18 protein-coding genes and 1 tRNA gene are annotated in these 23,979 nt (G+C 67.5%); 13 read left to right on the top strand and 6 right to left on the bottom strand.

Annotated features, from left to right (window positions below; translation table 11 throughout):
* The first annotated feature begins 413 nt into the window (after nucleotides 1–413).
* Nucleotides 414–2,093 carry a ribonuclease J gene (locus F8S13_10455; GenBank protein KAB8143426.1) on the top strand — a complete coding sequence of 560 codons (1,680 nt, stop codon included), beginning with the start codon at nucleotides 414–416 and terminating at the stop codon, nucleotides 2,091–2,093.
* A gap of 64 nt (nucleotides 2,094–2,157) precedes the next feature.
* On the opposite strand, the gene rimI is transcribed toward F8S13_10455, so the two are convergent.
* Together rimI and F8S13_10445 are read right to left on the bottom strand one after the other, a co-directional pair.
* Nucleotides 2,158–3,006 carry a ribosomal-protein-alanine N-acetyltransferase gene (gene rimI / locus F8S13_10450; GenBank protein KAB8143575.1) on the bottom strand — a complete coding sequence of 283 codons (849 nt, stop codon included), beginning with the start codon at nucleotides 3,004–3,006 and terminating at the stop codon, nucleotides 2,158–2,160.
* Between the two features lie 247 nt (nucleotides 3,007–3,253).
* Nucleotides 3,254–4,087, bottom strand: coding sequence for a hypothetical protein (locus F8S13_10445; protein KAB8143574.1), 834 nt, complete (start codon nucleotides 4,085–4,087; stop codon nucleotides 3,254–3,256).
* Nucleotides 4,088–4,365: 278 nt separating this feature from the next.
* Here F8S13_10445 and F8S13_10440 point away from each other — a divergent pair, with 278 nt between their 5' ends.
* The 10 genes from F8S13_10440 (at nucleotide 4,366) to F8S13_10395 (ending at nucleotide 17,283) form a co-directional block, all read left to right on the top strand.
* Nucleotides 4,366–4,998 (top strand): hypothetical protein, encoded by a 633-nt coding sequence (locus F8S13_10440; GenBank protein KAB8143425.1) that lies wholly within the window; start codon nucleotides 4,366–4,368, stop codon nucleotides 4,996–4,998.
* Nucleotides 4,999–5,271: 273 nt separating this feature from the next.
* Entirely contained in the window at nucleotides 5,272–6,102 is an 831-nt protein-coding gene (locus F8S13_10435; protein KAB8143424.1) for an alpha/beta hydrolase, read from the top strand.
* Nucleotides 6,103–6,217: 115 nt separating this feature from the next.
* A complete protein-coding gene (locus F8S13_10430) occupies nucleotides 6,218–7,615 on the top strand; it encodes a phosphomannomutase/phosphoglucomutase (GenBank protein ID KAB8143423.1) in 1,398 nt (465 codons plus the stop codon).
* Entirely contained in the window at nucleotides 7,612–8,745 is a 1,134-nt protein-coding gene (locus F8S13_10425) for a phosphoglucomutase (protein ID KAB8143422.1), read from the top strand. Before F8S13_10430 ends, F8S13_10425 begins: the two co-directional genes overlap by 4 nt.
* A 6-nt stretch (nucleotides 8,746–8,751) precedes the next feature.
* Complete coding sequence (locus tag F8S13_10420) at nucleotides 8,752–9,942, top strand: hypothetical protein (GenBank protein ID KAB8143421.1); 1,191 nt, start codon at nucleotides 8,752–8,754, stop codon at nucleotides 9,940–9,942.
* Between the two features lie 7 nt (nucleotides 9,943–9,949).
* Complete coding sequence (locus tag F8S13_10415; protein ID KAB8143420.1) at nucleotides 9,950–11,326, top strand: hypothetical protein; 1,377 nt, start codon at nucleotides 9,950–9,952, stop codon at nucleotides 11,324–11,326.
* Nucleotides 11,327–11,410: 84 nt separating this feature from the next.
* On the top strand, nucleotides 11,411–12,394 hold the full coding sequence (locus tag F8S13_10410; GenBank protein KAB8143419.1) for a YvcK family protein: 984 nt from the start codon (nucleotides 11,411–11,413) through the stop codon (nucleotides 12,392–12,394).
* Between the two features lie 159 nt (nucleotides 12,395–12,553).
* Nucleotides 12,554–14,602: a hypothetical protein gene (locus F8S13_10405; GenBank protein ID KAB8143418.1), complete on the top strand. Its 2,049-nt coding sequence runs from the start codon at nucleotides 12,554–12,556 to the stop codon at nucleotides 14,600–14,602.
* 64 nt (nucleotides 14,603–14,666) lie between these two features.
* A tRNA-His gene (locus tag F8S13_10400) sits at nucleotides 14,667–14,741 on the top strand.
* Nucleotides 14,742–15,060: 319 nt separating this feature from the next.
* Nucleotides 15,061–17,283 carry a S8 family serine peptidase gene (locus F8S13_10395; protein ID KAB8143417.1) on the top strand — a complete coding sequence of 741 codons (2,223 nt, stop codon included), beginning with the start codon at nucleotides 15,061–15,063 and terminating at the stop codon, nucleotides 17,281–17,283.
* Nucleotides 17,284–17,346: 63 nt separating this feature from the next.
* Here F8S13_10395 and F8S13_10390 read toward each other — a convergent pair whose 3' ends face one another.
* Both F8S13_10390 and F8S13_10385 read right to left on the bottom strand, forming a co-directional pair.
* Nucleotides 17,347–19,845 (bottom strand): NTP transferase domain-containing protein, encoded by a 2,499-nt coding sequence (locus F8S13_10390; GenBank protein ID KAB8143416.1) that lies wholly within the window; start codon nucleotides 19,843–19,845, stop codon nucleotides 17,347–17,349.
* A gap of 140 nt (nucleotides 19,846–19,985) precedes the next feature.
* On the bottom strand, nucleotides 19,986–20,564 hold the full coding sequence (locus F8S13_10385) for a CAP domain-containing protein (GenBank protein KAB8143415.1): 579 nt from the start codon (nucleotides 20,562–20,564) through the stop codon (nucleotides 19,986–19,988).
* Nucleotides 20,565–20,758: 194 nt separating this feature from the next.
* Here F8S13_10385 and dprA point away from each other — a divergent pair, with 194 nt between their 5' ends.
* Complete coding sequence (dprA, locus tag F8S13_10380) at nucleotides 20,759–21,838, top strand: DNA-protecting protein DprA (protein ID KAB8143414.1); 1,080 nt, start codon at nucleotides 20,759–20,761, stop codon at nucleotides 21,836–21,838.
* Nucleotides 21,839–21,895: 57 nt separating this feature from the next.
* Here the strand turns inward: dprA and F8S13_10375 are convergent, their stop codons facing one another.
* Nucleotides 21,896–22,765 (bottom strand): DUF72 domain-containing protein, encoded by an 870-nt coding sequence (locus tag F8S13_10375; GenBank protein KAB8143413.1) that lies wholly within the window; start codon nucleotides 22,763–22,765, stop codon nucleotides 21,896–21,898.
* Between the two features lie 166 nt (nucleotides 22,766–22,931).
* On the opposite strand from F8S13_10375, the gene F8S13_10370 reads away from it, so the two are divergent.
* Nucleotides 22,932–23,252 (top strand): YdgA family protein, encoded by a 321-nt coding sequence (locus F8S13_10370; protein KAB8143412.1) that lies wholly within the window; start codon nucleotides 22,932–22,934, stop codon nucleotides 23,250–23,252.
* Here the strand turns inward: F8S13_10370 and F8S13_10365 are convergent.
* Nucleotides 23,234–23,956, bottom strand: coding sequence for an ABC transporter ATP-binding protein (locus F8S13_10365; protein KAB8143411.1), 723 nt, complete (start codon nucleotides 23,954–23,956; stop codon nucleotides 23,234–23,236). The two genes, F8S13_10370 and F8S13_10365, sit on opposite strands and share 19 nt — an antisense overlap.
* Nucleotides 23,957–23,979: the final 23 nt, after the last annotated feature.

Here is a 23,979-nt window from a genome sequence, read left to right as displayed (position 1 = left end):
TATTATAGCAAAAAAATGCATCGCCGCAATAGCCGATCTTCACCCGCAGCCTCTGGGCCAATACATCCACTGCGCCGCGCCGCGCGTATGTTGGGAATAAGCCGCGCCTTACCACCGCAGCGCGTGCTGTTGGGGTGGTAGCCAAACCTCCACCATGCATGATATACTTAGGGCAGTGCTTGTGACATGTGTCTATTGCCTAGCATTACACTTGACGGCTCTCGCCACCCGGCGAGCCAACCTATGTCGCACAGGCCGTCCCCCTCGCGGGCGGCTTTTGTATATACGTCCTGTTTGGAAATCGATTGGGGCGCAGCGCTACCGCCGTGGCGGCGCGTCGGCGGGCGTCCCTGCTTAGAAAGGAGCGAAGGACGGACCTGAGGATTCGACGGTTCCTGACTTCATAACAACCTATGGCGAAAAACCGATTGCGCATGATCCCTCTCGGCGGTGTCGGTGAGGTGGGGCGCAACATGTGGGTGTGCGAGTACGGCGAGGAGATCATCCTGCTTGACTGTGGCGTGATGTTCCCCGAGGCCGAGATGCTCGGCATCGACCTTGTGCTGCCCGACATCTCCTACCTGCGCGAGCAGCAGCACAAGATCAAGGCGCTGTTCCTGACCCACGGCCACGAGGACCACATCGGCTCGGTGCCGCACCTGATCGCCGAGCTGGGTTTCCCGCCGGTCTACGGCACGCCGCTGACCATCGGCATGGTTACGGGCAAGCTGAAGGAGCACCGCCTGCTGGACAAGGTGTCGCTGAACCGCTTTACGGCGGGCGACACCATCAAGGTGAGCGAGACCTTCACGGTCGAGCCGTTCCATGTGGCCCACTCCATCCCCGACACGGTGGGCTTCGCGATCACCACGCCCGCTGGCCTGGCGATCTACCTGACCGACTGGAAGTTCGACCACACCCCCGTGGATGGCCGACCGACCGATATCGCCAAGATCACCGAGCTGGGCCACCGCAAGCCCCTGGTGCTGCTCACCGACTGCGTGCGCGTCGAGTCGCGCGGCTACACGCCCAGCGAGCAGACCGTGGGCGAGGCCTTCGACAACATCTTTGCCACCGCCCCTGGCCGGATCATCGTGGCCACGTTCGCGTCGAACATCTCGCGCGTGCAACAGGCGATCGACTCCGCCGAGGCCTATGGCCGCAAGGTGGTGCTGGCCGGGCGCAGCATGGAGAACAACAGCAAGATCGCTTTCGAGCTGGGCTATCTGCACGCCGAGCCGGGCACGGTCATCCGCCCCAACGAGGCCAACAACTACCCCGACGACCAGATCGCGGTGGTCTGCACCGGCAGCCAGGGCGAGCCGATGGCCGCGCTGGCCCGCATGGCCAACAAGGACTACCCTCACGTCAAGATCAAACCGGGCGACACCGTGGTGGTCTCGGCTACGCCCATCCCTGGCAATGAGGTTTCGGTCAGCCGCGTGATCAACAATCTGTTCCGCCTGGGCGCGGATGTGGTCTACGGCACATCCAACGTGCACGTCTCCGGCCACGCCGCCCAGGAGGAGCTGAAGATGCTGCTGGCCATGCTCCGCCCCGAGTTTGTGGTACCCTTCCACGGCGACTACCGCCACCTGATGCTCTACCGCAAGATGGCGCTGGGTATGGGCGGCCTGGTGAAGGATGAGAACGTGATCGTGGCCGAGAACGGCTCGATCATGGAGTTCAGCCACGAGTTTGGCAAGATCGTCTCGAAGGCCCCGGTGGGCTATGTGTATGTGGATGGCACCACGGTGGGCGATGTGGGCAACGTGGTGGTGCGCGACCGCCAGCTGCTCTCGCGCGATGGCATCCTGATGGTGGTGGTGGGCATCGACCGCTCCACCGGCGAGCTGGTGGTGGGGCCGGATGTGGTCTCGCGCGGCTTCGTGTACATGCGCCAGTCCGACGACCTGATCGACGCGACCAAGGCGGTGGTGCGCGATGCGCTGCGCCGCGCCACCAGCAACAATGGCGAGACCGAGGTAGACGCCGGGTTCATCAACCGCAAGGTGAAGGATGTGGTGAGCGAGTTCCTGCTTGAGCGCACCAAGCGCCGCCCCATGATCCTGCCGGTGGTGATGGAGATGTAGCTCTGCAGAGCCAAAAGGCCGCCCCTGCGAACAGTCGCGGGGGCGGCCTTTGTGTTTGCGCGGGCTACTTCTGCTCGGGCTGCGGCTGCGGCGCAGGCGGCGTGCTCGGCGCTGGGGCAGGCGGCTGGGGCAGGCTCGGCGCGGGCTGCGCTGGGGCAGGCGGCGTGCTCGGCGCTGGGGCGGGCGCAGCTGACTGGGGCGCAGGCGGCTGGGGTTTGGGCTGCGGTGCGGCGGCTGGGGCTACTGGCGCAGCCGCTGGGGCTGGGGCCTGCGGTATGGGCTGCTTGACCACCGGCGGGGCGTTGGCCGCCTCTTGGCGCAGCCGCTCGAACAGGGCGGTGCGCAGCTGCTTGAGGCGCTCCTGGTAGGCGGGCGTGCGGATCGGGTCGGTGGACATGATCAGCGCGTCCTCGTTGTTGTCGGTGTAGTAGCGCGGGCGCGTGCCGATAGCGCGGAAGCCATACTTGAGGTAGAGCTGCTGGGCCACTACGTTGCTCACCCGCACCTCCAGGGTCAGCATCTCGGCGTTCAGCTGCATAGCCTGGTCGATCAGCCCATTCAGCACTAGCTCGCCGATGCCGTGGCCACGGTAGGCAGGCTCGACGGCGATGGTGGTGACATGGCCCTCGTCGATGGCCAGCCACAGCCCGCCGTAGCCCACGATCGGGTGGGGGCTGGATGTGGTCGGCTCGGGCGGCTCGCCGAAGAGCGCCGAGACGATATCGGCCAGGATGCCGCGCTTGCGGGTGGTGTCGTCGCGCTGGGGCGGGGGCGGGGTGGGGCTAGCGCGGGCCACCACGTAGCGGCTAGTGGACTGGTTGCGCAGCTCGCTGCGGTAGGTGTTGGCCGACCATGGCGTCGCAAAGCTCTGGCGCTCGATCGCCTGGACGCGCTCGATATCGGCCTCTACCATCGGTTCAATGAAGTAATACACGCTACGCCTCGCATGTCTCGCCGGTTTTGGATGGCCTGCTGCTCGCCTGATCTGGGTGGTATAAGCCTAACAGCGGCAGCCGCACTGCTGTCGCTGTTAGTATTGTACCTATACTAGCGGATTCTGGCGCGCGTTTCTCGCCCATATTTTCCCAGCCCGTGGCAAAAATGCGAATGTGAGGGGCGATCGCCCCTCACATTCGGCTGGTGTATGCGCGGGTCAAGCGCTATTGGATGGCCTTCGCCGCATCAGCCGCATTCGGGTCGAGCTGCAGCTGCGCGCTGTACGCGCCATCCTTGCCAAAGGTGCCCGCGCTGAACTGGCCCTTCACCTCGACCTTGCCCCACACATAGGCCGCCGGGCTGCCCGGCCCCACGTGCAGCTGGCCCGAGATCGAGGGCGGGAAGCCCTCCATCCAGATGATCTTGCCGATCGGCTGCGGATTGCTGCCGTCATCCTCGGCGGAGATACCCTCGGACAGAATGTTCACCGAGCCGTTCCAGAAGTAGTAGCCCTGGGTGATCACCTGCTGGCCGTTGCGGGCGGCGGGGTTGTCGGCCAGCTCGGCGAGCGCCACCTTGCCCTCGCCGGGCGAGCCTGCGGCCACGCGCTGCTCGGTGCGGTGGATGCGCTCGATTGGTTCGGCGCTGGTCACGCTGATCTTGTATTTATAGGTGTTGCTTGGGCCGTAGGTTCCGCCTGCGTCGAAGGTGCCAGTCACGCGCACGAAGCCGTAGGTCGAGTCGCCGGGCTGGTGCAGCTGGCCGCGCAGCTGATCTTCGGGGAAGCCCTCAAGCCAGATCGGGTCGCCCAGCGGCTCGGCCCCCAGGCCGTTGTCCTGAGTGCTGACGCCCAGGGCCAGCACGCCGACGGCGTCGGTGCCAGCGCGGTTGAGGTAGGCCCCCTGCACCTCCACCACGCTGCCCTTGTAGCGGTCGGGCGCGGCGGTCAGATTCGGTACGATCAGCGCGCTGGGGGCCAGCGGGTTCTGGCAGGCCGAGACAGCCCACGCGCCGATCAGGGCAAACAGGAGACATGCCGCGCGCCATGGTCGCAGCAGTGTAGAACGGTTTCGCAAGATAGTTTCCTCGCAGCGGCATACGTGGCGTGGGGAAGCGATGCGCTGACCGTCACACACGCCAGAGAGCCAGGATGTAGCGGCGGTATTCGACGCGCATTATAGGAGGCCGTTTCGCGATTGTCAACGCTGCCGCGCCGCGCGGGCGTGCGGCCAGATCTGCCTGACGGTGTGTAATCCAGCTGTCATCCCAGGGGCCTCTAAACCATTGACCCTCGCTCGGTTCACTAGCTATAATCGTGCTAAACGAGGAGGGGCCGATGGATGCCTTGTTTATCATCTTAGGAATACTGGTTCTGTCGCTTTTGGGTCTGTTGCTCTGGTTTGTGCCGCACCTGCTGCAGCAGCAGGCCAGCCGCGTGGCCGGCGAGACTGGGCAGCTGCGCGAGATGCTGCTCGACCTGCTGAATGAGCAGGAGGCGGTGACGCTGCGCCAGACCCAGCTGGGCGGCTCGCTCTCGGGGTTGCGCGAGCACCTGGAGGTGATGGCCAAAAACGGCATCCCGGTGACGGCCAACGCGCACGTTGATCAAGAGCTGCAGCAGGTGGAGACCCACATCCGCGACATGCAGGCGCAGCTGCAGGATTGGATGCGCCAGCGCGACGCCCAGGCCCGCACCCAGAGCGACCACGACAACGAGTCGTGGGGCAACCTGATGACACTGCTGGTGGCCATGCAGGAGCGGATAGGCGAGCTGAGCCGCGACCGCAATCCGGCCTATGTCAGCAGCCAGGCCTCTCAGATGCTGCACGACCTAGAGCAGGAGATGGAGCGGCTGCGCGGGATATCCGAGGATATCGAGCGGCTGCAGTGGCGGCTGCGGCGCTCGCTGCACGAGCGCGAGGCGACCACACCCTACGCTCGCAGCCACATGAACGGCGCTTCCTACTAGTAGCCAGGGCGGATGGCAAAGAAAATGACCATTGATAGTAGACAATTTGATGGAAATGCTGTTATTATTTTGATATCCAAAACAGCCATTCCGGTATGATGAAGCGGCAGCGGAGCGCGTTTAGAAGAGTCAGAGCGGCGCGCTCACAGCGCTGAATCAATACGTGGTTATTTATGGTATTATAGAGTTTACCCCCGTCCGTGCGGGTCCGCCCGACATGGCCCTTCATATTACTCGTTCGAACAAGTAGCCGCACATCACACGGACACGACTATGAGCGTAATGGTAATTGACCGGCAGGTCGTCCACTATGAAGTGTTTGGTCACGGGCGCCCCGTGCTCTTCTTGCATGGCTGGCTGGGAAGCTGGCGCTACTGGTACCCGACTATCGAAGTCGTCTCCGATCATTTCCGCACCTACTCGTTCGACTTCTGGGGCTTTGGCGACTCGCGGCGGCAGCAGCAGACCCCCGAGAGCATCCAGAACTACTCGAACCAGGTGATCCGCTTCATCGACGAGCTGGGCATCGACCGCGTGACCCTGGTGGGCCACTCGATGGGCGGCATGGTGGCGCTGAAGACCGCGATCAACCACCCCAAGCGCATCAACCGCGTGGCCGCCGTGGGCGCGCCTATCGACGGCGACTCGCTCTCGTGGCTGCTGAAGCTGACCGACCGCCCGTTCTTCGCCGACGCCTTTGTGACCGTGCCGTGGCTGCGCAGCACGCTGTTCCGCTTCTTCCTGGGCCGCACCAACGACCCGGCGGTGCACGAGGTGATCGCCGACAGCCTCAAGTCCAGCGGCACCACCCTGCGCCGCTCGGTCAGCTCGATGTGGCGCACCGACCTGCGCCCCGAGCTGCAGCGCCTGCAGGTGCCTGCGCTGATCGTGCAGGGCGGGCGCGACGATATCGTGCACCCCAACCAGGCCGATCTCTTCGACGACGTGACTAGCGCCGAGGTGGTGGTGATGCCCGAGAGCCGCCACTTCCCCTTCCTCGACGAGGCCGACGTGTTTAACGACCTGCTGCTGCGCTTCCTCAAGCAGGAGCAGCAGCGCTCGGCACCCCGCGTCAAGCTGCAGCAGACCAGCGTGGTTTCTTGACGGAACGCCCCCTTTACGATACCATCCCTACAGCTTATGTTTGAAGATGTGATCTGCCCATAGATGCGCGTCCACACGCGCATCTATGGCCTTTTTCCATCGGGGGATGGTTGCTATGAGTTTTGCCGTCAACCCGACGATCTTCCGCGCGTACGATATCCGCGGGATCGTTGATGTCGATCTTTCCGAGCCAGTGTACGAGGTGCTTGGCCGCGCGTCGGGCACCTACTTCCGCCGCAGCGGGCGCAGCCGGATCGTGGTGGGCCGCGATGCCCGCCTGACCTCGCCCGCCTACGCCGCCGCCTTCATCCAGGGCATCCGCTCCACCGGCTGCGATGTGGTCGACCTGGGCATGGTGCCCACGCCGCTGATGTACTTCGCGCTGGCCTACCTGGGCGCGGATGGCGGCGCGGTGATCTCGGCCAGCCACAACCCCCCGAATTTCAACGGCCTGAAGCTGCGCCAGTCCGACCCGGTCTACGGCGGCGAGCCGCTCGACAGCGCGGCCATCCAGGAGATCGGGCGGCTCGCCAACGGCGGCGAGTTCGCCCAGGGCGCTGGCGGCTACGAGCAGCTGGATGTGTCAGACGCCTATGTGGCCGATGTGGTGGGCCACTTCCGCCTGCCGCGCCCGGTGCGCGTGGTGCTGGATGGCGGCAACGGCGTGGCCGGGCCGCTGGGCCTGCGCACGCTGGAGGCGATCGGCTGCGAGGTGGTGCCGCTCTACATCGAGCCGGATGGCCGCTTCCCCAACCACCACCCCGACCCGCTGAAAGAGGAGAACCTGCGCGACCTGAAGGCCAAGGTGCTGGAGACCGGCGCGGAGCTGGGCATCGGCCTAGATGGCGATGGCGACCGCCTGGGCGTGGTGGAGAGCAGCGGCAAGATGATCTTCGCCGACCGCTATCTGATCGCGCTTTCCAAGTATGTGCTGCGCCAGCACGGCCCCGCGCCGATCGTGATCGACACCAAGTGCAGCGCCGTGCTTGAGGACGCCATCCGCGACTTCGGCGGCCAGCCGGTGCTCTCGGGCACGGGCTACCCCAAGCAGTCGGCCAAGATGCGCGAGGTCGGCTCGCCGCTGGCGGGCGAGCTGTCGGGCCACGTGCTCACCGGCGTGCGCTACCACACCTTCGACGACGGCACCTTCGCCGGGGCCTACCTGCTCTACGGCCTGGCGCAGCTGGGCGAGAGCCTGGGCCAGATCCTGGCAGCCTACCCCGAGCGGCCCTCGCTGCCCGAGGAGCGCGTGCCCTGCGACGAGGAGTCCAAGTTCGCCGTGATCGACCACCTGCGCGATGTGTATAAGAAAAGCTACCCGGTGGTGGACATCGACGGCGTTCGCGTGGACTTCGGCGATGGCTGGGGCCTGGTGCGCGCCTCCAACACCGAGCCGGTGCTCACCACCCGCTTCGAGGCGGTGACGCCCGAGCGCGTGGCCGAGATCCGCACGCTGATGCTGGACGAGGTCGAGGCCTTCCGCCGGGGCGGGAGCGCGGCAGCAAAACTATGAACCAGCGCGCGCGATTGCAGTGGTATCGCTGGGAGGGTATCTACACGGTCGATGTGACGCTGGCGGGCCTGGCGCAGCGGGTGCAGGCGGTGGCCGACCTGCTGCGCGCCCAGCAGCGCAGCTGCCTAGTGGCCTGCGATACCCGCTTTATGGGGGCGCAGTTCGCCCGCTACGCCTACCAGATGCTTGATATGGCCGGGGTGCGCGTGGGCCTGTGCCCCACGCCCGCCTCGGTGGCCATGGTCGAGCTGGCCATCGAGCGCCGCCGCTTCGAGAGCGCCCTGATGCTCTCGGCGGGCAACCGCCCCTACTGGTACGCGGGTCTCCACGCCCTGCTGCCCGCCGCCGATGCCGAGCCTTTCGCCGCGCTGCCCGCCGCGCCCGACCCCGCGCCGCCCTTCCCGCCCGAGCTGTCGCCCCTGCCCGAGCATGCCCACGCCGACCTGCGCGGCCCCTACCTGGAGCTGCTGCGCGAGGTGGCCGACATGGACCTGATCCGCCGCTCGACGCTGACCGTGTTTGTCGACCCGATGAACGGCCCGGCCAGCGGCCTGTTCCCCGCGCTGCTGGGCGAGGGCGCGCAGACCCGCGCGGTGGAGATCAACCGCGAGGCCGACCCGCTGTTCAACCGCCAGATCCCATCCCCCGCCGAGACCGGCTTCCCCCGCCTGCGCAAGCTGGTGAAGGAGAGCGACTCGCATATGGGCGTGGCTATATCTGCCGATGGGCGCGCGCTGGGCGTGACCGACAATAGCGGCGAGGTCGCCACGCCGCTGGAGCTGGCGCTGCTGCTGGCCCAGCACCTGGCCCGCCACCACCGCCTGCGCGGCCATGTGGTGGTGCCGTTTCAGCCCGATATGCCCGCTGGGATCGCTGCCTGGGAAAGCGCTACCGGCCTGAAGGTGGAGCCGAGCGGCCAGCCCGCCGCCCGTGTGGCCGAGCTGGTGGCCCAGGATCGCACCGCGCTGCTGGTGGGCGTCACCGAGCTGGGCGAGCCGACCCTGGGCCGCTACAGCGGCTCGGCGGATGCCGCCATGGCCGCCCTGCTGCTCACCGAGATGATCGCCGTGAACGGCGGCAAGCTGCGCGCCCAGCTGGATGACCTGCGCGCCCGCATCCAGCAGCCCTAGGAACCTATGCAATCTATCGCAAAACGTCTCTCGAAGCTCTCCTACCTCGCCAAGTCGCTGACGCTGACCTTTATCGGCGTCACGCTGTTCTCTATCGGCGTGGCCTACTTTTTTGTGGCCGCCTACCGCACCGTGAACGCGCCGCCCTTCCTGCACGACATCATCTACATCATCACGCTCCAGCCGATCGACCGCTGGCTGCGCGGGGTGGTGTTTACCATTGTCGGCATGGTGGCGCTGGGCATGGGCATCTGGCAGATGAGCGATGTGGCCGTGATCCCGCTGGATGGCCAGCGCGACGCCACCGCCGAGCTGGTGGTGGGCTACCGCCAGTCGGCCCCGCCGCCCACCATCGCGGTGATGGCGGGCGGGGCGGGCATTCTGCGCCTGGCCGACCTGGGCCGCGCCGCCAAGCAGGTGACCTGCGTGACGCCGGTGCAGGACCCGATCGAGTACTACTACCGCGCCGCCAGCCTGTTCAACTTCGAGAAGGTGCTGTATGTCGCGCCCATGCCCAGGCCGCTGGCGGTGGTGGTGACGCTGGATGATGGCTCGCGCCACAGCATCAAGGATGCTATCTCGCAGAACCCGCTGCTGGCCGAGCGCCATGTGGTGGATGTGGAGCTGGTGGATGGCGGCGAGCGCCAGCAGGTGTTCCAGAAGGCCACCGATGCCTTTTCCCACGCCGACATGATCATCTTTGGCCCCGGCGGCCTGTTCGAGAGCATCATCCCCAACCTGCTGATCCCCGAGATCCGCGACGCCATCCGCGCCAGCCACGCCAAGACAATCTATATCTGCAACCTAATGACCGAGCCGGGCCTGACCACCGGCTTCACCGTGGCCGACCACATCCGCCAGTTCGTGCGCTTCGGCGGCGTGACGCCCGACTATGTGCTGGTGAACGCCCAGCGGATCGAGCCGGAGATCCGCCGCATCTACGAGGCCGCCCACCAGTCGCCGGTGTACCTGACCCCCGAGGAGTACGAGGAGACCATGGTGGGCGCAAGCGACCGCCTGACCGCCCGCGATATTGTGGTGGAGGGGTCGGTGGTGGTCGAGGCCGACCTGGCATCCTCGGTGGTGCAGCTCTCGACCTCGCTCAACAACCCCACCGAGAGCCGCGCGGTCCAGGTGCTGCGCCACGATCCGGAGAAGCTTCGGGTGGCGATCCTTGAGATCCTGAAGCGCCACTAGCACTGCTATGATCATTCTTTTTGAAGATGAGAGCTTCCGCTCGTTCCTGCCGCTGGCCTACTCGCGCCCGATCTTCGACGTGCGCTGCGGGATCTGGACGCTGCGCGAGCGGATCGAGCTGGCCTACCACGTGCGCCCCGAGGCGCTGTGCCGCAGCCACCTAGCCACCGTGTTTGGCGCTGGCCGCTGGCCGCTGGGCCTGCTGTCCAGCAGCGCCCCGCTCACCTTTGTGAACGGGCGGGCGCTGGATGCTGGCTGGATCGCGCAGCTCGACCGCGAGCCGCTGAACACGGTGTATGTGGCCGATGCCGGGCCGCATGTGCTGGGCGCGCACGTGCTGCTGGGCGCGCGGCTCGCGCCCGCCGTGGCCAGCGCGGTGTTCGCCGACCTGCTGGCCCAGCGCGCCGAGCCAGCCCTGGCCGAGCTGCGGCGCTTCTGCCGTGTGGTGGAGGTGGAGACGCCGCTGCTCTCCTTCCCGTGGGATCTGATCACCCAGAACGGCGCGCAGATCGAGCGCGACGCCCGCACCATCGAGCGGCTGGGCTGGCGCAGCGCCGCCCAGCAGCCGCCCAGCGCGCCCCACGTGGTGCTGCACAACCCCGAGCAGATCTACATCCACCCCCAGGCCCAGCTCGATGGCCCGCTGGTGCTGGATGCGCGCGGCGGCCCGATCGTGATCGACGCGGCGCATATCGAGCCGTTCTCGTTCATCCAGGGGCCGTGCGCGGTCGGCCCTGGCGCGCTGATCAGCAGCGCCCGCATCCGTGGCGAGACCACCATCGGTCCGGTGTGCCGCATCGGCGGCGAGGTGGAGGCCAGCATCGTGCAGGGCTACACCAACAAGCACCACGATGGCTTTCTGGGCCACTCGTACCTGGGCGAGTGGGTGAACATTGGCGCGATGACCACCACCAGCGATCTGAAGAACACCTACGGCAACATCAAGATCGTGATCGAGGGCATGGGCCAGGTGGACAGCGGACAGATGAAGCTGGGCTGCTTCCTGGCCGACCACGTGAAGCTGGGCATCGGCCTGCACCTGAACGGCGGCTCGATGATCGGCACCGGCTCGAACATCTTCGGCGCGCATTTCGCCCCCAAGACGGTGCCCTCGTTCACCTGGGGCGGCGAGCGCTTCCGCGAGTACCAGATCGACCGCATGATCGCGGTGACGCGCAAGGTGATGTCGCGCCGCAAGATCGCGCTGACCGACGAGCAGGAGGCCATGCTGCGCGAGGTGTTCGCCTTCACGCGCGGCAGCCGCGCCCAGCTGATCGACCAGGCCGAGGCCGCGCCGCCGCCGATGTCGGCGGACAGCATGGCGCTGGCCAACGCCGAGGCCGAGGCGCTGCTGGCCTTCGAGCCTGCCGCGCCGGACAAGTAGCGTATCATTCAACCATGCGGGTGTGACAGGCGCGAGGGAAGCCCCTCGCGCTCTTTTTCTCTATCGGCTGAAAGGAGCCATGCTATGCCGCCGAATGTTGTCTCGATTGGCGGTGGCGGCGGGGCCACCCAGGTGCTGCACGCCGTCGCGCCTTTCGCGGGCCAGCGCACCGCCGTGATCGCCGTGACCGACACGGGCCGCTCGACTGGCCTGGCCCGCGCTATCGCGGGCATCCCCGCCCCCGGCGACCTGCGCGCCACCATCGCGGCCTTTGCCCAGGATGCCGAGCTGGGCCGCCTGCTTCAGCATCGCTTCAGCGGGGCGGGCGTGGCCCAGCTGGAGGGCATGGCCTTCGGCAACCTGATGATCGCGGCGCTGGCCGAGGAGCTGGGCGACTTCGGCGCGGCGGTGGCGCGGGTGGCCTCCCTGGCCAAGACCGCCATCGCGGTGCTGCCCGCTTCCACCGCCTCGGTGAACCTGTGCGCCGAGCTGTCCGACGGCTCCACCCGTGTGGGCGAGCTGGATGTGCGCGGGCGCGACAAGGCCCCTATCGCGCGGCTGTGGCTCGATGCGCCAGCCCCCGCTCTCCCCCAGGCGGTCGCGGCCATCCACCAGGCCGATCTGGTCGTACTAGGCCCAGGCAGCCTGTTCACCACGGTGCTGGCCGTGCTCCAGCACCAGGGCATGGCCCAGGCGCTGCGCGAGACGCGCGGCACCGTGGCCTATGTCTGCAACACCACCACCCAGCCCGGCCAGACCGACGGCTTCCGCGCGCTGGACCACGTGCGCTGGGTGACGAAGGTGCTTGGCCCCGGCGCGCTGGATGTGGCGCTGGTCAACCGCAGCGACCCCGACCCCGCGCTGCTGCGCCAGTACGACGCCGAGGGCCTGCACCTGCTGCAGCCCGATGACGTCGAGCTGGATGCCATCCGCGCGCTGGTGCCGCGGCTGGTGGTGGGGCCGCTGACCGAGGCCGTGGGCGAGAAGCGGGCGATCTGGAACAAGCAGGACACCATCCGCCACGATACCGAGGCGCTGGGCCGTGCGCTCTACGAGTCGCTGCCCTGAACGTAAGCTATACCGGCCCAGATGGGGGTGTCACCAGTGAAAGTACATAGAAACCGGGGATATCTCGTCAGAACTGTCCAAGAAGAAACAAAACGCGCGTAGGCACTGTTGTATTGGCTGAAGAGCGCCAGCGCGATTGAAAAATACGAAAGGAGCGACATGCGGGCGCAGGTGCAGAGATGGTGCGAGGTTGCGGTGGCAGCGCACGAGCTGCGCGCCGCGCTGCTGGATGAGCGGCGCTGGCCACAGCTGCTGCCGGGCCTGCGGCGGCTAGGCGGCTACTGGCGCTACCAAGGCGAGCTGTACGAGCTGCGGGTCGATGCCAGCGATGGTGTGGCGCTGGATGTGGCCTGCCCCGCCTGCCCAGATCGCTCGCTCCGGCTGGCGTTCGCGTTTGAGGATACCACCATCACCACCCGCGTGCGGGTGACGGCCAGCGCGCAGGTGGCGGCGTGGGGCTATGTGCGGGCCAGGGCCAGGCTGGCGCGGCTGGCCGCGCAGGTGGCGGGCGCGCTGCCCGCGCTGCTGCCTGCGCCGCGCCCGCCCGCCGAGCTGGCCGCGCGCTACCCGCGCACCGCCGCCGCCTTCGCGGCCATGGGCGCGCTGCCCCAGCTTGAGCAGGTGGCCCGGCTGGACGCCGCGTGGGACGCCATCCGCGCTGGGGCCGCCCCCGCCGCCGAGGATGCCTGGGTGGCCGACCCCAGCCCTAGCGCCGAGCCGCTGCCCAGCTTCGACCTGATCTACGCCGGGGGCGGGCTGGGGCTGCTGCACGCCGCCGCCATGGCCCAGCGCTACGGCTGGCGCGTGCTGCTGTTCGACCGGGGCGAGGTCGGCACCGCCCACCGCGAGTGGAACATCTCGCGCGAGGAGCTGGCCGCGCTGGTCGATCTGGGCCTGTTCACCTGGGGCGAGCTGGGCGCGGTGGTGATGCGCGAGTACGAGCGCGGCTTCGTGCGCTTCCACCGCGAGCAGCGGCCCGCCGAGCTGTGGCTGCCCCACGTGCTGGATGTGGCCATCGACGCGGGCGAGCTGCAGCGCATGGCGCGGCGCAGGCTGGAGCAGGCGGGCGGCGTGGTGCTGGATGGCCGGGCCTTCCGCCGCGTGCTGGTGCCACCCGACCGCGCCGCCCCGCTGACGGTGGAGCTGGCCCGGCCCGACGGCGGCACCGAGCGCTACCGTGGGCGGCTGCTGCTGGACGGCATGGGCAGCGCGTCGCCGCTGGCGCTCCAGCGCTTCGCGGGCCAGCCCTTCGCGGCGGTGTGCCCCACCGTGGGCACCGTGGTGAGCGGCCTGCAGCCAGGGGCCGCGCCCGACCAGCACCAGCCGGGGGTGGGCGAGATCTTGCTCTCGATCGACCACGCCCAGCGCGGCCAGCAGTACATGTGGGAGGGCTTCCCAGGGCGCGGCGACGAGCTGACGGTCTACCTGTTCTACTACGAGACCCTGGGCAAGCGCCACCGCCCTGATGCGCCCGGCCTGCTGCAGCTGTTCGAAGACTACTTCGCGCTGCTGCCCAGCTACAAGCGGCCCGGGCCGCAGTTCCGCCACCACAAGCCGGTGTTCGGCTACATCCCCGCGCGCCACAGCCTGCGGCGGCAGGAGGCCCCGCTGCTGCCCGGCGTGCTGCCGATCGGCGACGCGGCGGCCCAGCAGTCGCCGCTCACCTTCTGCGGCTTCGGGTCGCACGTGCGCAACCTGGGCCGCACCACCGCGCTGCTGGATGCGGCGCTGCGCCAGGGCCTGCTGGCCCCGCAGCAGCTGCGCTGGGTTGCGCCCTACCAGGCCAACGCCTCGCTGGGCTGGGTGTTTAGCCGCTTCATGCAGCCGTGGGGCCGGGCGGATGATGTGAACGTGCTGCAAAATATCTTTCTGGGCGTGCTGCGCGACCTCGGCACCGATCTGGCGCAGCGCTTCTTCCGCGACCAGATGCGCTGGGGCGACTACCACCAGATGGTGCTGGGCATGCTGGTGCGCCGCCCGCGCGTGGTGCTGGATGCCTGGGCGGTGCTGGGGGCAGTTGGCTACGCCCGGTGGGCGGGCGACTACCTGCGCTACAGCGGTGCGGCGCTGCTGGCCGCCCTGGCGCGCCGCCTGGGCGCGGCCCGCTGCGAGCGGCTGGCCCTGGCGCTGGCCCCGCTGCGTCCCGGCGCGGCCTTCGCCCTGCGCGCCGCCCTGGCCGAGTGGCGGGCCTCGGGCTGGCTGGCCTAGCGGCGTCCAGCATAGCTATTTGACAGCGTGCGGGCGGCGTGCTATAATGCGCCGCGTTGCTGTGGTGCCCGTAGTTCAATGGCAGAGCACTTGATTGTGGATCAAGATGTTGTGGGTTCGAGTCCCATCGGGCACCCCACCAGAAGACCACCCGTTATACAACGGGTGGTCTTCATTTTGCCGCGTGATCAGCCCTCTCCCTCACCCGTGAAATCGCTGCCGACTGCCGCATGGTATCACCAGCATAGAAGCAAAAAAAGCGATACATGATCGAGATGTCTCTCTATTCGAGCTGGATTTGGCGCATAACTACCAGCTCTCGTGAACTCCTGACCTAGAAGTGCTCTATGGTACAGCCCTGGTTCGGGCGAGGGCTATAGTTAGCCCAGACAAACCCACCATCCTGTAGCCAATAGCTGTTTGTCCTTGTCAGACAGATAGGCAGGAAGACACCGACCATGTCATCTCACACCCTCTTCCTTTCGTGTGCTATTGCCCTGTCCATCGTCCCTATCGCCCCCCTGCAGGGGCAGCCGCAGCCCTCGGCTGGCACGGGCGGCGCGCTCAACGCCGCAGCGGCGGTTGACCACGTGCTGGTGCGCACCTCGGGCGGCGCGCCCCAGGTGGCCGGGGCCACCCATCTGTTCGGATCGTGGTACTCGGTGCCGCTGGTGGCGGGCATCAGCGCGGGCGCGCGCGCGCAGGAGATCGGTGCGCTGCCCAATGTGGAGCTGACCCAGCCCGACTACACCATCCAGATCAGCGACATGGCCAGCGCCTCCCTGCAGTCCGACGTGAACGACCCCTACTACGGCTACCAGTGGCACCTGCGCGCCACCAACGCCCCGGCGGTGTGGCCCACCACCACCGGCGCTGGCGCGGTGGTGGCCGTGCTCGACACCGGCATCGCCAGCGCCGCGCCCGACATGGGCTGCCACAGCTTTGTGTCGCCCTACAGCGCCATCACCGGCGAGGCCAGCCTGGCAGCGGCGCAGGATGACAACGGCCACGGCACCCACGTGGCGGGCACGGTGGCCGAGTGTAGCGGCAACGGCCAGGGCGGCGCGGGCATGGCCGGCAGCGCCACACTGATGCCGGTCAAGGTCTGCAATGCGTTTGGCGGCTGCAGCATGTCGGACATCGCCGAGGGGATTATCTGGGCCAGCTCACACGGTGCGGGCGTGATCAACCTGTCGCTGGGCACCAACTGCGCCGGGGTCGGCTCGGGGCTGTGGCCCGACTGCTCGGCGGGCATTGTGAATGACGCCATCGCGATGGCCACCGCCGCCGATGTGCTGATCGTAGCGGCGGCGGGCAACGCCAGCCAGAGCGTGGTCTCCTTCCCCGCCAACCACCCCGACGTGTTGGCCGTGGCCGCGCTGGATGCGCTGGATGCGCCCGCGCCGTACACCAACACCGGCAGCGCGATCGGCATTGCTGCGCCCGGCGGCAACATGGGCGCGGATGCCACCGGCGACGGCTACGGCGACGGCGTGCTGCAGCAGACCCTGGGGTCGGCGTGCGGCTCGGCCAGCGCGTTCGCCTACTGCTTCATGCAGGGCACGTCGATGGCCAGCCCGCATGTGGCGGGCGCGGCGGCGCTGCTGCGGGCTGCGGCCCCCTCGGCGAGCCGCGCTCAGGTTCGCCAGGCCCTTGAGCAGGGCGCGCAGGATCTGGGCGCGGCGGGCTTTGATGCGACCTATGGCTATGGCGCGCTGCGTGTGGATACCGCGCTGGCTCGGCTCTACCAGCTGACTTCGGCAACGCCCACGCCGACGGCGACCGCGCCAGCATCCACGCCGACGGCGACTGCGCCAGCATCCACGCCCACGCCGACGGCGACCGCGCCAGCATCCACGCCCACACCCACGGCGACCGCGCCAGCCTCTACGCCCACACCCACGGCGACCGCGCCAGCATCCACACCCACGGCGACCGCGCCAGCCTCTACGCCCACGCCCACGGCGACACCTGGGCTACCGGTGCCCAGCATTACGGCGCTGCTGCCCGATGCGCTGCAGGTGGGCGACGCACCGCGCGTTATCACGGTTGCGGGCGAGGGCTTCGGCGCGGGCAGCGCCGTGCTCTGGGATGGCGAGCCGCGCGATACGGCCTACGTGGGCGACGACCGCCTGACCTTTACCACCGCCGCAGGCGACACCGCGGCGGTTGGCTGGCACAGCGTGCAGGTGACGGCGGCGGGCGGCATATCGGTGGCCTGGCTGGTGCCGGTCAACGCGCAGCCGGTGGATGTTGCGGCCCCAGCCATACCAGGCGAGGAGGTCCGCGCCTCGGTGGAGACGCCAGATGGGCCGGTGACGGTGGCGTTCGGCGGGCTTGTGGGCGCTGGGTCGCTTCAGGTTGCGGCGCACCATGGCGCGGCGGCTGCGACCGCTGGGGTGATCAAGGGGCTGCCGAGCTACTTCGAGCTTGCCGAGCAGCAGCTGAGCTTCCACACCGCGCAGGTCTGCTTCCCCTATCAGGATGCCGATCTGGCCGCCGCTGGGCTGGCCGAGGGCGACCTGCGGCTCTGGCACTTTGCCGAGGGCGCGTGGCACGACATCACCGTATCGCATGATCTGGCGGCGAATCGGATCTGCGGCACCACCGCCAGCTTCTCGCCGTTTGTGCTGGGCACGGCGGTCGATTCGCACATCTACCTGCCGCTGCTGCAGCGCTAGGCGCTGGCCGCATGGCAAAGCCCCGCAGCGCTGCTCGTGCCAGCGCTGCGGGGCTTTTTTACGCTACTGCAGGCCCGCCACCAGCCCGGCGTACTTCTCGGTCAGCACGCGGGCGTGGTCGTCGGTCGCGCCCTCGGCGATCACGTGGAAGAACGGCCCATCGGTGTCGGGCAGGATGAGCACCCACTCGTCGCCTAGGTCGATCTTGATCCCGTCGATCTGCTCCAGCTTGCGGTCCTGGTACTGCTGGTTGAGGATGCGCATCACCTTGCCCTTGTACTCCCAGCGGCAGGGCACGCGCGTCTGGTCGATGTGGTAGGATGGCAGCCCCGCGATCACCTCGGAGAGCGGCAGATCGTGCAGCGCCAGCAGCTCCATGATCTTCACGATCGCAAACAGGCCATCGGCCACTGGGAAGAAGTGCGGGAAGATGTAGTTGCCCTGGCCATCGCCCAGCAGGTGCATGTCGCGGTTCTGCGAGGCGGTGCGCATCAGCGCCGAGAGCGTGGCGCGGGTGCGCACGATCTTGCCGCCGTAGCGCGCGGCGATCTGCTCGAAGGCGCGCGGCGCGGTGACGGGCACCGCCACGCTGCCGCCGCCGTTCACGGCCATGGTCAGCGCGGTCAGCGCCAGCAGGGCCTGCACGCCTGGCACGTGCTTGCCGGTGTTGTCCACCAAAAACAGCTTCTCGCCGCCGCTGTCGATCCGCGCGCCGATGCTGGCATCCAGCACGGGCGTGATCCGGGCCAGCCGCTCCATTCCCTCCTCGAACTGCTGGGTGGTCTGGAAGATCCGCGTGTCATCGAGGTTGGCGTTCAGCTCCACCACATCGGCCCCCAGGCGGCGCAGGATGTTGGCCAGGATGGGCGACGGGTTGGAGTTGGCGTAGTCGACCACCAGCTTGAAGTTTTTGGTGATGCGGGCCAGCGCGTCGTCGCGCAGCGCGGCGAAGAACGCGTCGGTGTAGATGCTCTCGATGTCCTCGCCGTCGCTGATCCGCCCGATCTCATCCAGGTAGACCCGGCGGTAGTCCTCGCGGAAGAACACGCCCTCGATCTTGCGCTCGGTGGCGGTGTCGATGTCGAGGCCCTGCGGCTCGAAGAACTTGATGTCCACCACGCGGTTGTCGAAGGGCGAGAGCCGCACGTGGATGCCGCCCGCCGCGCCGCTAGCCTTGGTCATAAAGCGGGCCACGGGGATGGGCACGCTGTGGATGTCGGCGATGGTGATGCCGGATGAGGAGAGGCCCGCCAGCATGGCGCGCTTGAGCATGCGCGGCGTGTAGTGGGCGTCGCGGTTCATCAGCACGGTGGAGCCCTGCGGCAGCGTGGTGCCGAACGCCGCGCCCAGCTTGGCGCAGAACTCGGGCGTCAGGTCGATGTTCACCAGGCCGGTGATGCCGTTGCGCCCGAACAGCACGCGCCGCCCCTGCGAGCCCCAGATGATGCTGGAGCTGATTGTCGCGCCCTCATCCACCTCTTTGGAAGGCCAGATCTTCACATTCGCGCCGATCACCGCCCCGGCGTTGATGATTGTCTGGTCGCCCACCACCACGCCCTCGAACAGCACCGAGCGGCTCTTGATGTTGCACTGGCGCAGCACGATCGCTCCGCGCAGCTCGGCCCGCTCGCCGATGTAGGAGTTGCGCCAGATGATCGAGCGGTCGATGGTGGCGCGGGTGTCCACCACGGTGTAGTCGCGGATGGCCGTGGGGCCGTGCACGATCACGCCGCCCTTGATCTTCACGCCGTGGCCCAGGTACACCGGCCCGTACAGCTGGGCGTCGGGGGCGATCTCGGCGTCGCCATCCAGCCAGATCTCGCCATCCAGCAGGTGGCCCACGCGCGGCAGGTTCACCTTGCCCGACATATAGTCGCGGCTGGCCCGCATATACTCATCGATCGTGCCCACGTCGGTCCAGTAGCCCTCGGCGATATAGCCCTTGATCGGGTCTTTGCGCCGCAGCATGGATGGGAACACGTCCTTCGACCAGTCGGTGGGCTTGCCCTTCTCGATATACTTCAGCACCTTGGGGTCGAGCACGTAGATGCCGGTGTTGACGGTGTCGGAGAAGACCTCGCCCCAGCTGGGCTTTTCGAGAAACTGGCGGATGTTGTTCTGCTCGTCCATGATCACCACGCCGTACTCCAGCGGGTTGGGCACGCGGGTGAGCGTGATGGTGGCCATAGAGCCGCTGGCGTCGTGGGCGGCGATGATCTTGGTGAGGTCGAAGTCGGTGAGCGCGTCGCCGGAGATGACGAGGAACGGCTCTCGGAGCAGGTGCTCGGCATTTTTGACGCTGCCTGCGGTGCCCAGCGGCTGGTCTTCGAGCGAGTAGTCGATATGCACGCCGAACGCCGAGCCGTCGCCAAAGTGATCTTGGATGACGTTGGCGAGGTACTGCACGGTGACGACGATCTCGGTGATGTTATGTTTCTTGAGCAGCTCGATGATGTGCTCCATCACCGGTCTGTCAACGATAGGTACCATCGGTTTGGGGCGGCTGATCGTGAGCGGGCGTAACCGCGAGCCCTCGCCACCGGCCATGACCACAGCCTTCATCGTGCTGTTCCTCTCTCCTGTGCTGCCTGCTGCTGTGCAAGGGGTAGTATAGCATGTGCCGAATTGCTGCGTCGGCTGCGCGGCGCAAAAAAGCAGGCCCTGGGGCGTTTGCCCTGGGCCTGCTGGTATGGCTGCGCGGCCTACTGGGGCCTGCCGAAATCCTGAGTCCAGTATAGCGTGCCCTCGCTGTCGGCCTTGGCCGAGAGGCCGGTGTCCTGGAACTTGCAGTTGACGATGTTGGCGTAGTGGCCCGGGCTGTTCTTCCAGGCATTCACCACCGACGCGGGGGTGGTGTAGCCCGCCGCGATGTTCTCGCCCAGCAGCGACCATTTGTAGCCGTATTTAGTAATTCGGACGCTGAAACTAGAGCCATCGCTGCTATCATGGTCGAAGAAGTTATTCGTGATCATGTCGATGTTGTGGGCGGCGGCGGCGTTCTGCAGCGTGCCGACGGCCTTCAGGTCGCTGCAGCCAGCGTCGCGGCGCAGCCCGTTGATCAGGTCGAGCGTCTGCTGCTCCTGGGCGCTGAGCAGGCCGCCGGGGGTGGCGGTGGGCACGCTGGTGGCGGTGGGCGTGGGCGTGTTGGCGGCCTTGACGATCAGCGGCAGGTAGGCCTGGGGCTGCAGGGTGGCGGCGTGGGCCACGGTGGCAGCCAGCGCGCCGCTGATCAGCAGGGCGCCGAGCAGGGGCAGCAGGCGCTGTTGAACATATTGATGCACGGGGGTCTCCCTTGATAGTACCATTTCCCGTTGATTATAGTGGCTGGCGCTGCCCGCGAAGCATAGGAAAGTAGTACACTTTTCCCAACTAGCCATAGGTAATTGGTTTTTTGCGAACGGGCATCGTTTTGGCGAGGGGTAACATGCGGCTGCTATACTCGGCGTAGCTACGAGCGATCGCAAGGAGCACGAGCATGGACTATACCCGCTTCTACCTAGGATTCAACATCACCTCGGGTATCGGCCCGGCGCGGGTGGCGCGCCTGATCGAGCATTTTGGCACGCCCGAGGCGGCCTGGCAGGCCAGCCCCGGCGACCTGATGGCCTGCGGGCTGGATGCCAAGAGCATCGAGGCCCTGCTGGCCACGCGCAGGCGCATCGACCTGGATGCCGAGCTAGCGCGCGCCGCGCGCCTGGGTGTGCGCCTGCTCAGCATCGAGAGCGACGGCTACCCCCCGCTGCTGCGCCAGATCCCCCAGCCCCCGCCGCTGATCTATGTGCGCGGCACCCTGGCCCCCGCCGACGAGTGGGCGGTGGCGGTGGTGGGCACCCGTGGCCCCAGCGACTACGGGCGCGAGGCCGCCGCGCGGCTGGCGGGCGACCTGGCCCTGGCGGGCGTCACCATCGTCTCGGGCTTGGCGCTGGGCATCGACGCGCGGGCGCACCAGGCCGCGCTCGACTCGGCGGGGCGCACCATCGGCGTGCTGGCCTGCGGCGTGGATGTGCCCTACCCCGAGACCAACCGGCCCCTGGCCGAGCGCATGGTGGCCAGCGGCGCGCTGATCAGCGAGTTCCCCCTGGGTATGCTGCCGGTGCCTAGCAACTTCCCCGCCCGCAACCGCCTGATCAGCGGGCTGGCGCGCGGCACCCTGGTGGTGGAGGCGGGCGCGAAGAGCGGGGCGCTGATCACGGTGGAGTTCGCGCTGGAGCAGGGGCGCGAGGTGTTCGCGGTGCCGGGCCAGATCTTCAGCGCGAAGAGCGCGGGCACCAACCGCCTCATCCGCAATGGCGCGGCCATGGTCACCTGCGCCGAGGATATTCTGGATGCGCTCAGCTGGACCTCGGCCACCGCCCAGCAGGAGGCCCGCCAGGCCCTGCCCGCCGACCCGGTGGAGGCCGCGCTGCTGCAGCTGCTCAGCTACGAGCCGCGCCACATCGACGAGATCGGGCGCGCGAGCGGGCTGGCCGCCGCCGATGTGGCGGCCTCGCTGGCCATGATGGAGATCAAGGGCTACATCCGCCAGGCGGGCGTGCTCAAATATGTGCTGCGCTAGGCCGTGGCTGGCCGTCGCGATGCGCGCTGGGTGCCGCCCAGCGCGCATCTTTTTGCGCTAGTCGAACATGCTCAGCTGCTCGGGGCCGCTGGGCACCTGATCCCAGGGCAGCGGCGCGACGGGCGCCAGCCCCTCCAGCCGCTGCTGGAAGCTGCGGCACAGCTCGGGCGAGTAGGTCTCGATCGGGCAGTGCATGAAGAAAAAGGTCTCGACGCCATCGGCCAGCCACCCCGCGACGCGCGCGGCCCACTCGTCGATCAGCTGGCTGTTGAGATCCAGCGTGGGGTGGCCGATGTAGCGCACCATGCTGAAGCCGCCGCTCACCAGCGGGCGCATAGGCACGCGGGGCTTGTTGTCGCGGGCCTGCTGGGGGTTTTCCTCGGCATTGGGCAGCGGGGCCAGCTCCAGCGGGCGCACATCCATGATCACGCGGCCAGCGCTGTAGGCATCCAGCAGGGCCATCAGCATGCCCTCGTTGGCTGGCTCGAACCAGCCGAGGTGGCGCACCTCGACCGCGATGCGCTGCTGGGTCGGCCAGGCGTCCAGCCAGGTCGCCAGGTCGTCGATCTGGTCGGGGGCAAAGCTGGATGGCAGCTGCAGGAAGAACGGCCCCAGGCGCGGCCCCAGCGGCTGCATCAGCTCCACAAAGGCCTGGGTCTCGGCCAGGTGTCTGGCCAGCGCGTCGCTGTGGCTCACCTCGCGCGGCAGCTTCAGGCAGAACCGGAAGCTCTCGGGGGTCTCCTCGGCCCAGCGCTGCACGATCTCGGGGCGGGGCTGGGCGTAGAAGGTGGTGTTGCCCTCCACCGCCGTCAGGCGCTGGCCATAGAGCCGCAGCAGGTCGCCGCTGCGGCTCCCGCTGGGGAAGAACCGCCCGACCCAGTCTTTATACCCCCACACCGCGCAGCCAAGATGAAAGGGCGCATCCATATCGCTTCTCGCCTCTCTTTGATACCGGATACGCCTCATTATACCGGCTGCACCGCGTTCTGGCACACATCACCAAGGGTTTTTTGCCACGAAGGCGCGAAGGCACAAGGGGGAAAACGGTTTACCACCAAGACACTAAGGCTCCAAGGGGTTGGGGATGGGTGGGATGCGCGCGGTCAAACTGAACCTCGACGGGGTCAAACTGAACCTCGACGGGGTCAAACTGAACCTCGACGGGGTCAAACTGAACCTCGACGGGGTCAAACTGAACCTCGACGGGGTCAAACTGAACCTCGACGGGGTCAAACTGAACCTCGATGGGGTCAAACTGAACCTCGACGGGGTCAAACCGAACCTCGACGGGGTCAAACTGAACCTCGACGGGGTCAAACTGAACCTCGACGGAAAAAAGCAGGCCCGCCCCAGCGCTCTGCCAGGGCGGGCCTGCTTTTTTTGCCACAAACAGCGCTACTCGGCCCCGAGGTAGGCCTTCTGCACCGTCTCATTCTCGCTCAGCGCCTTGGCGTCATCCGCAAGCACGATCTTGCCCGTCTGCAGCACATAGCCACGGTTGGCGATCGCCAGCGCCATCAGAGCGTTCTGCTCCACGAGCAGGATGGTGGTGCCCTGGCTGTTGATCTCCTTGATGATCGAGAAGATCTGCTCGACCAGCACGGGCGCGAGGCCCATGGATGGCTCATCGAGCAGCAGCACATGGGGGCGGCCCATCATCGCGCGGCCAATGGCCAGCATCTGCTGCTCGCCGCCCGAGAGCGTGCCGCCCTTCTGGCTGACGCGCTCGCGCAGGCGCGGGAACAGGGTGAACACGCGCTCCAGATCCTGCGCGATGTTCTCTTTATCGTCGCGGGTGAACGCGCCCATCAGCAGGTTGTCCTGCACCGAGAGGCGCGGGAAGATCCGGCGGCCCTCGGGCGACTGGAGCACGCCGCGCTCGACGATCTTGTGGGCGGGCACGCGGTCGATCCGCTGGCCCTCCAGCAGCACCTCGCCCTCGCGCGGCTGCAGCAGGCCCGAGATGGTGCGGAGCGTGGTGCTCTTGCCCGCGCCGTTCGAGCCGATCAGCGTGACGATCTCGCCCTTCTCAACCGTGAGCGAGATCCCCTTGAGCGCGTGGATGTTGCCGTAGTAGGAGTGGACATTGCGAAGCTCAAGAATTGGTGTCGTTGTCATAATCTTCTGCAGTGAATAGCGCA

It is taken from the genome of Chloroflexia bacterium SDU3-3 (genome assembly GCA_009268125.1).
In the GTDB taxonomy this organism is placed as follows: Bacteria; Chloroflexota; Chloroflexia; order Chloroflexales; family Roseiflexaceae; genus SDU3-3.
Note: the sequence above shows the minus strand (reverse complement) of the source record. Positions and strands in the feature narration are given on the sequence as shown.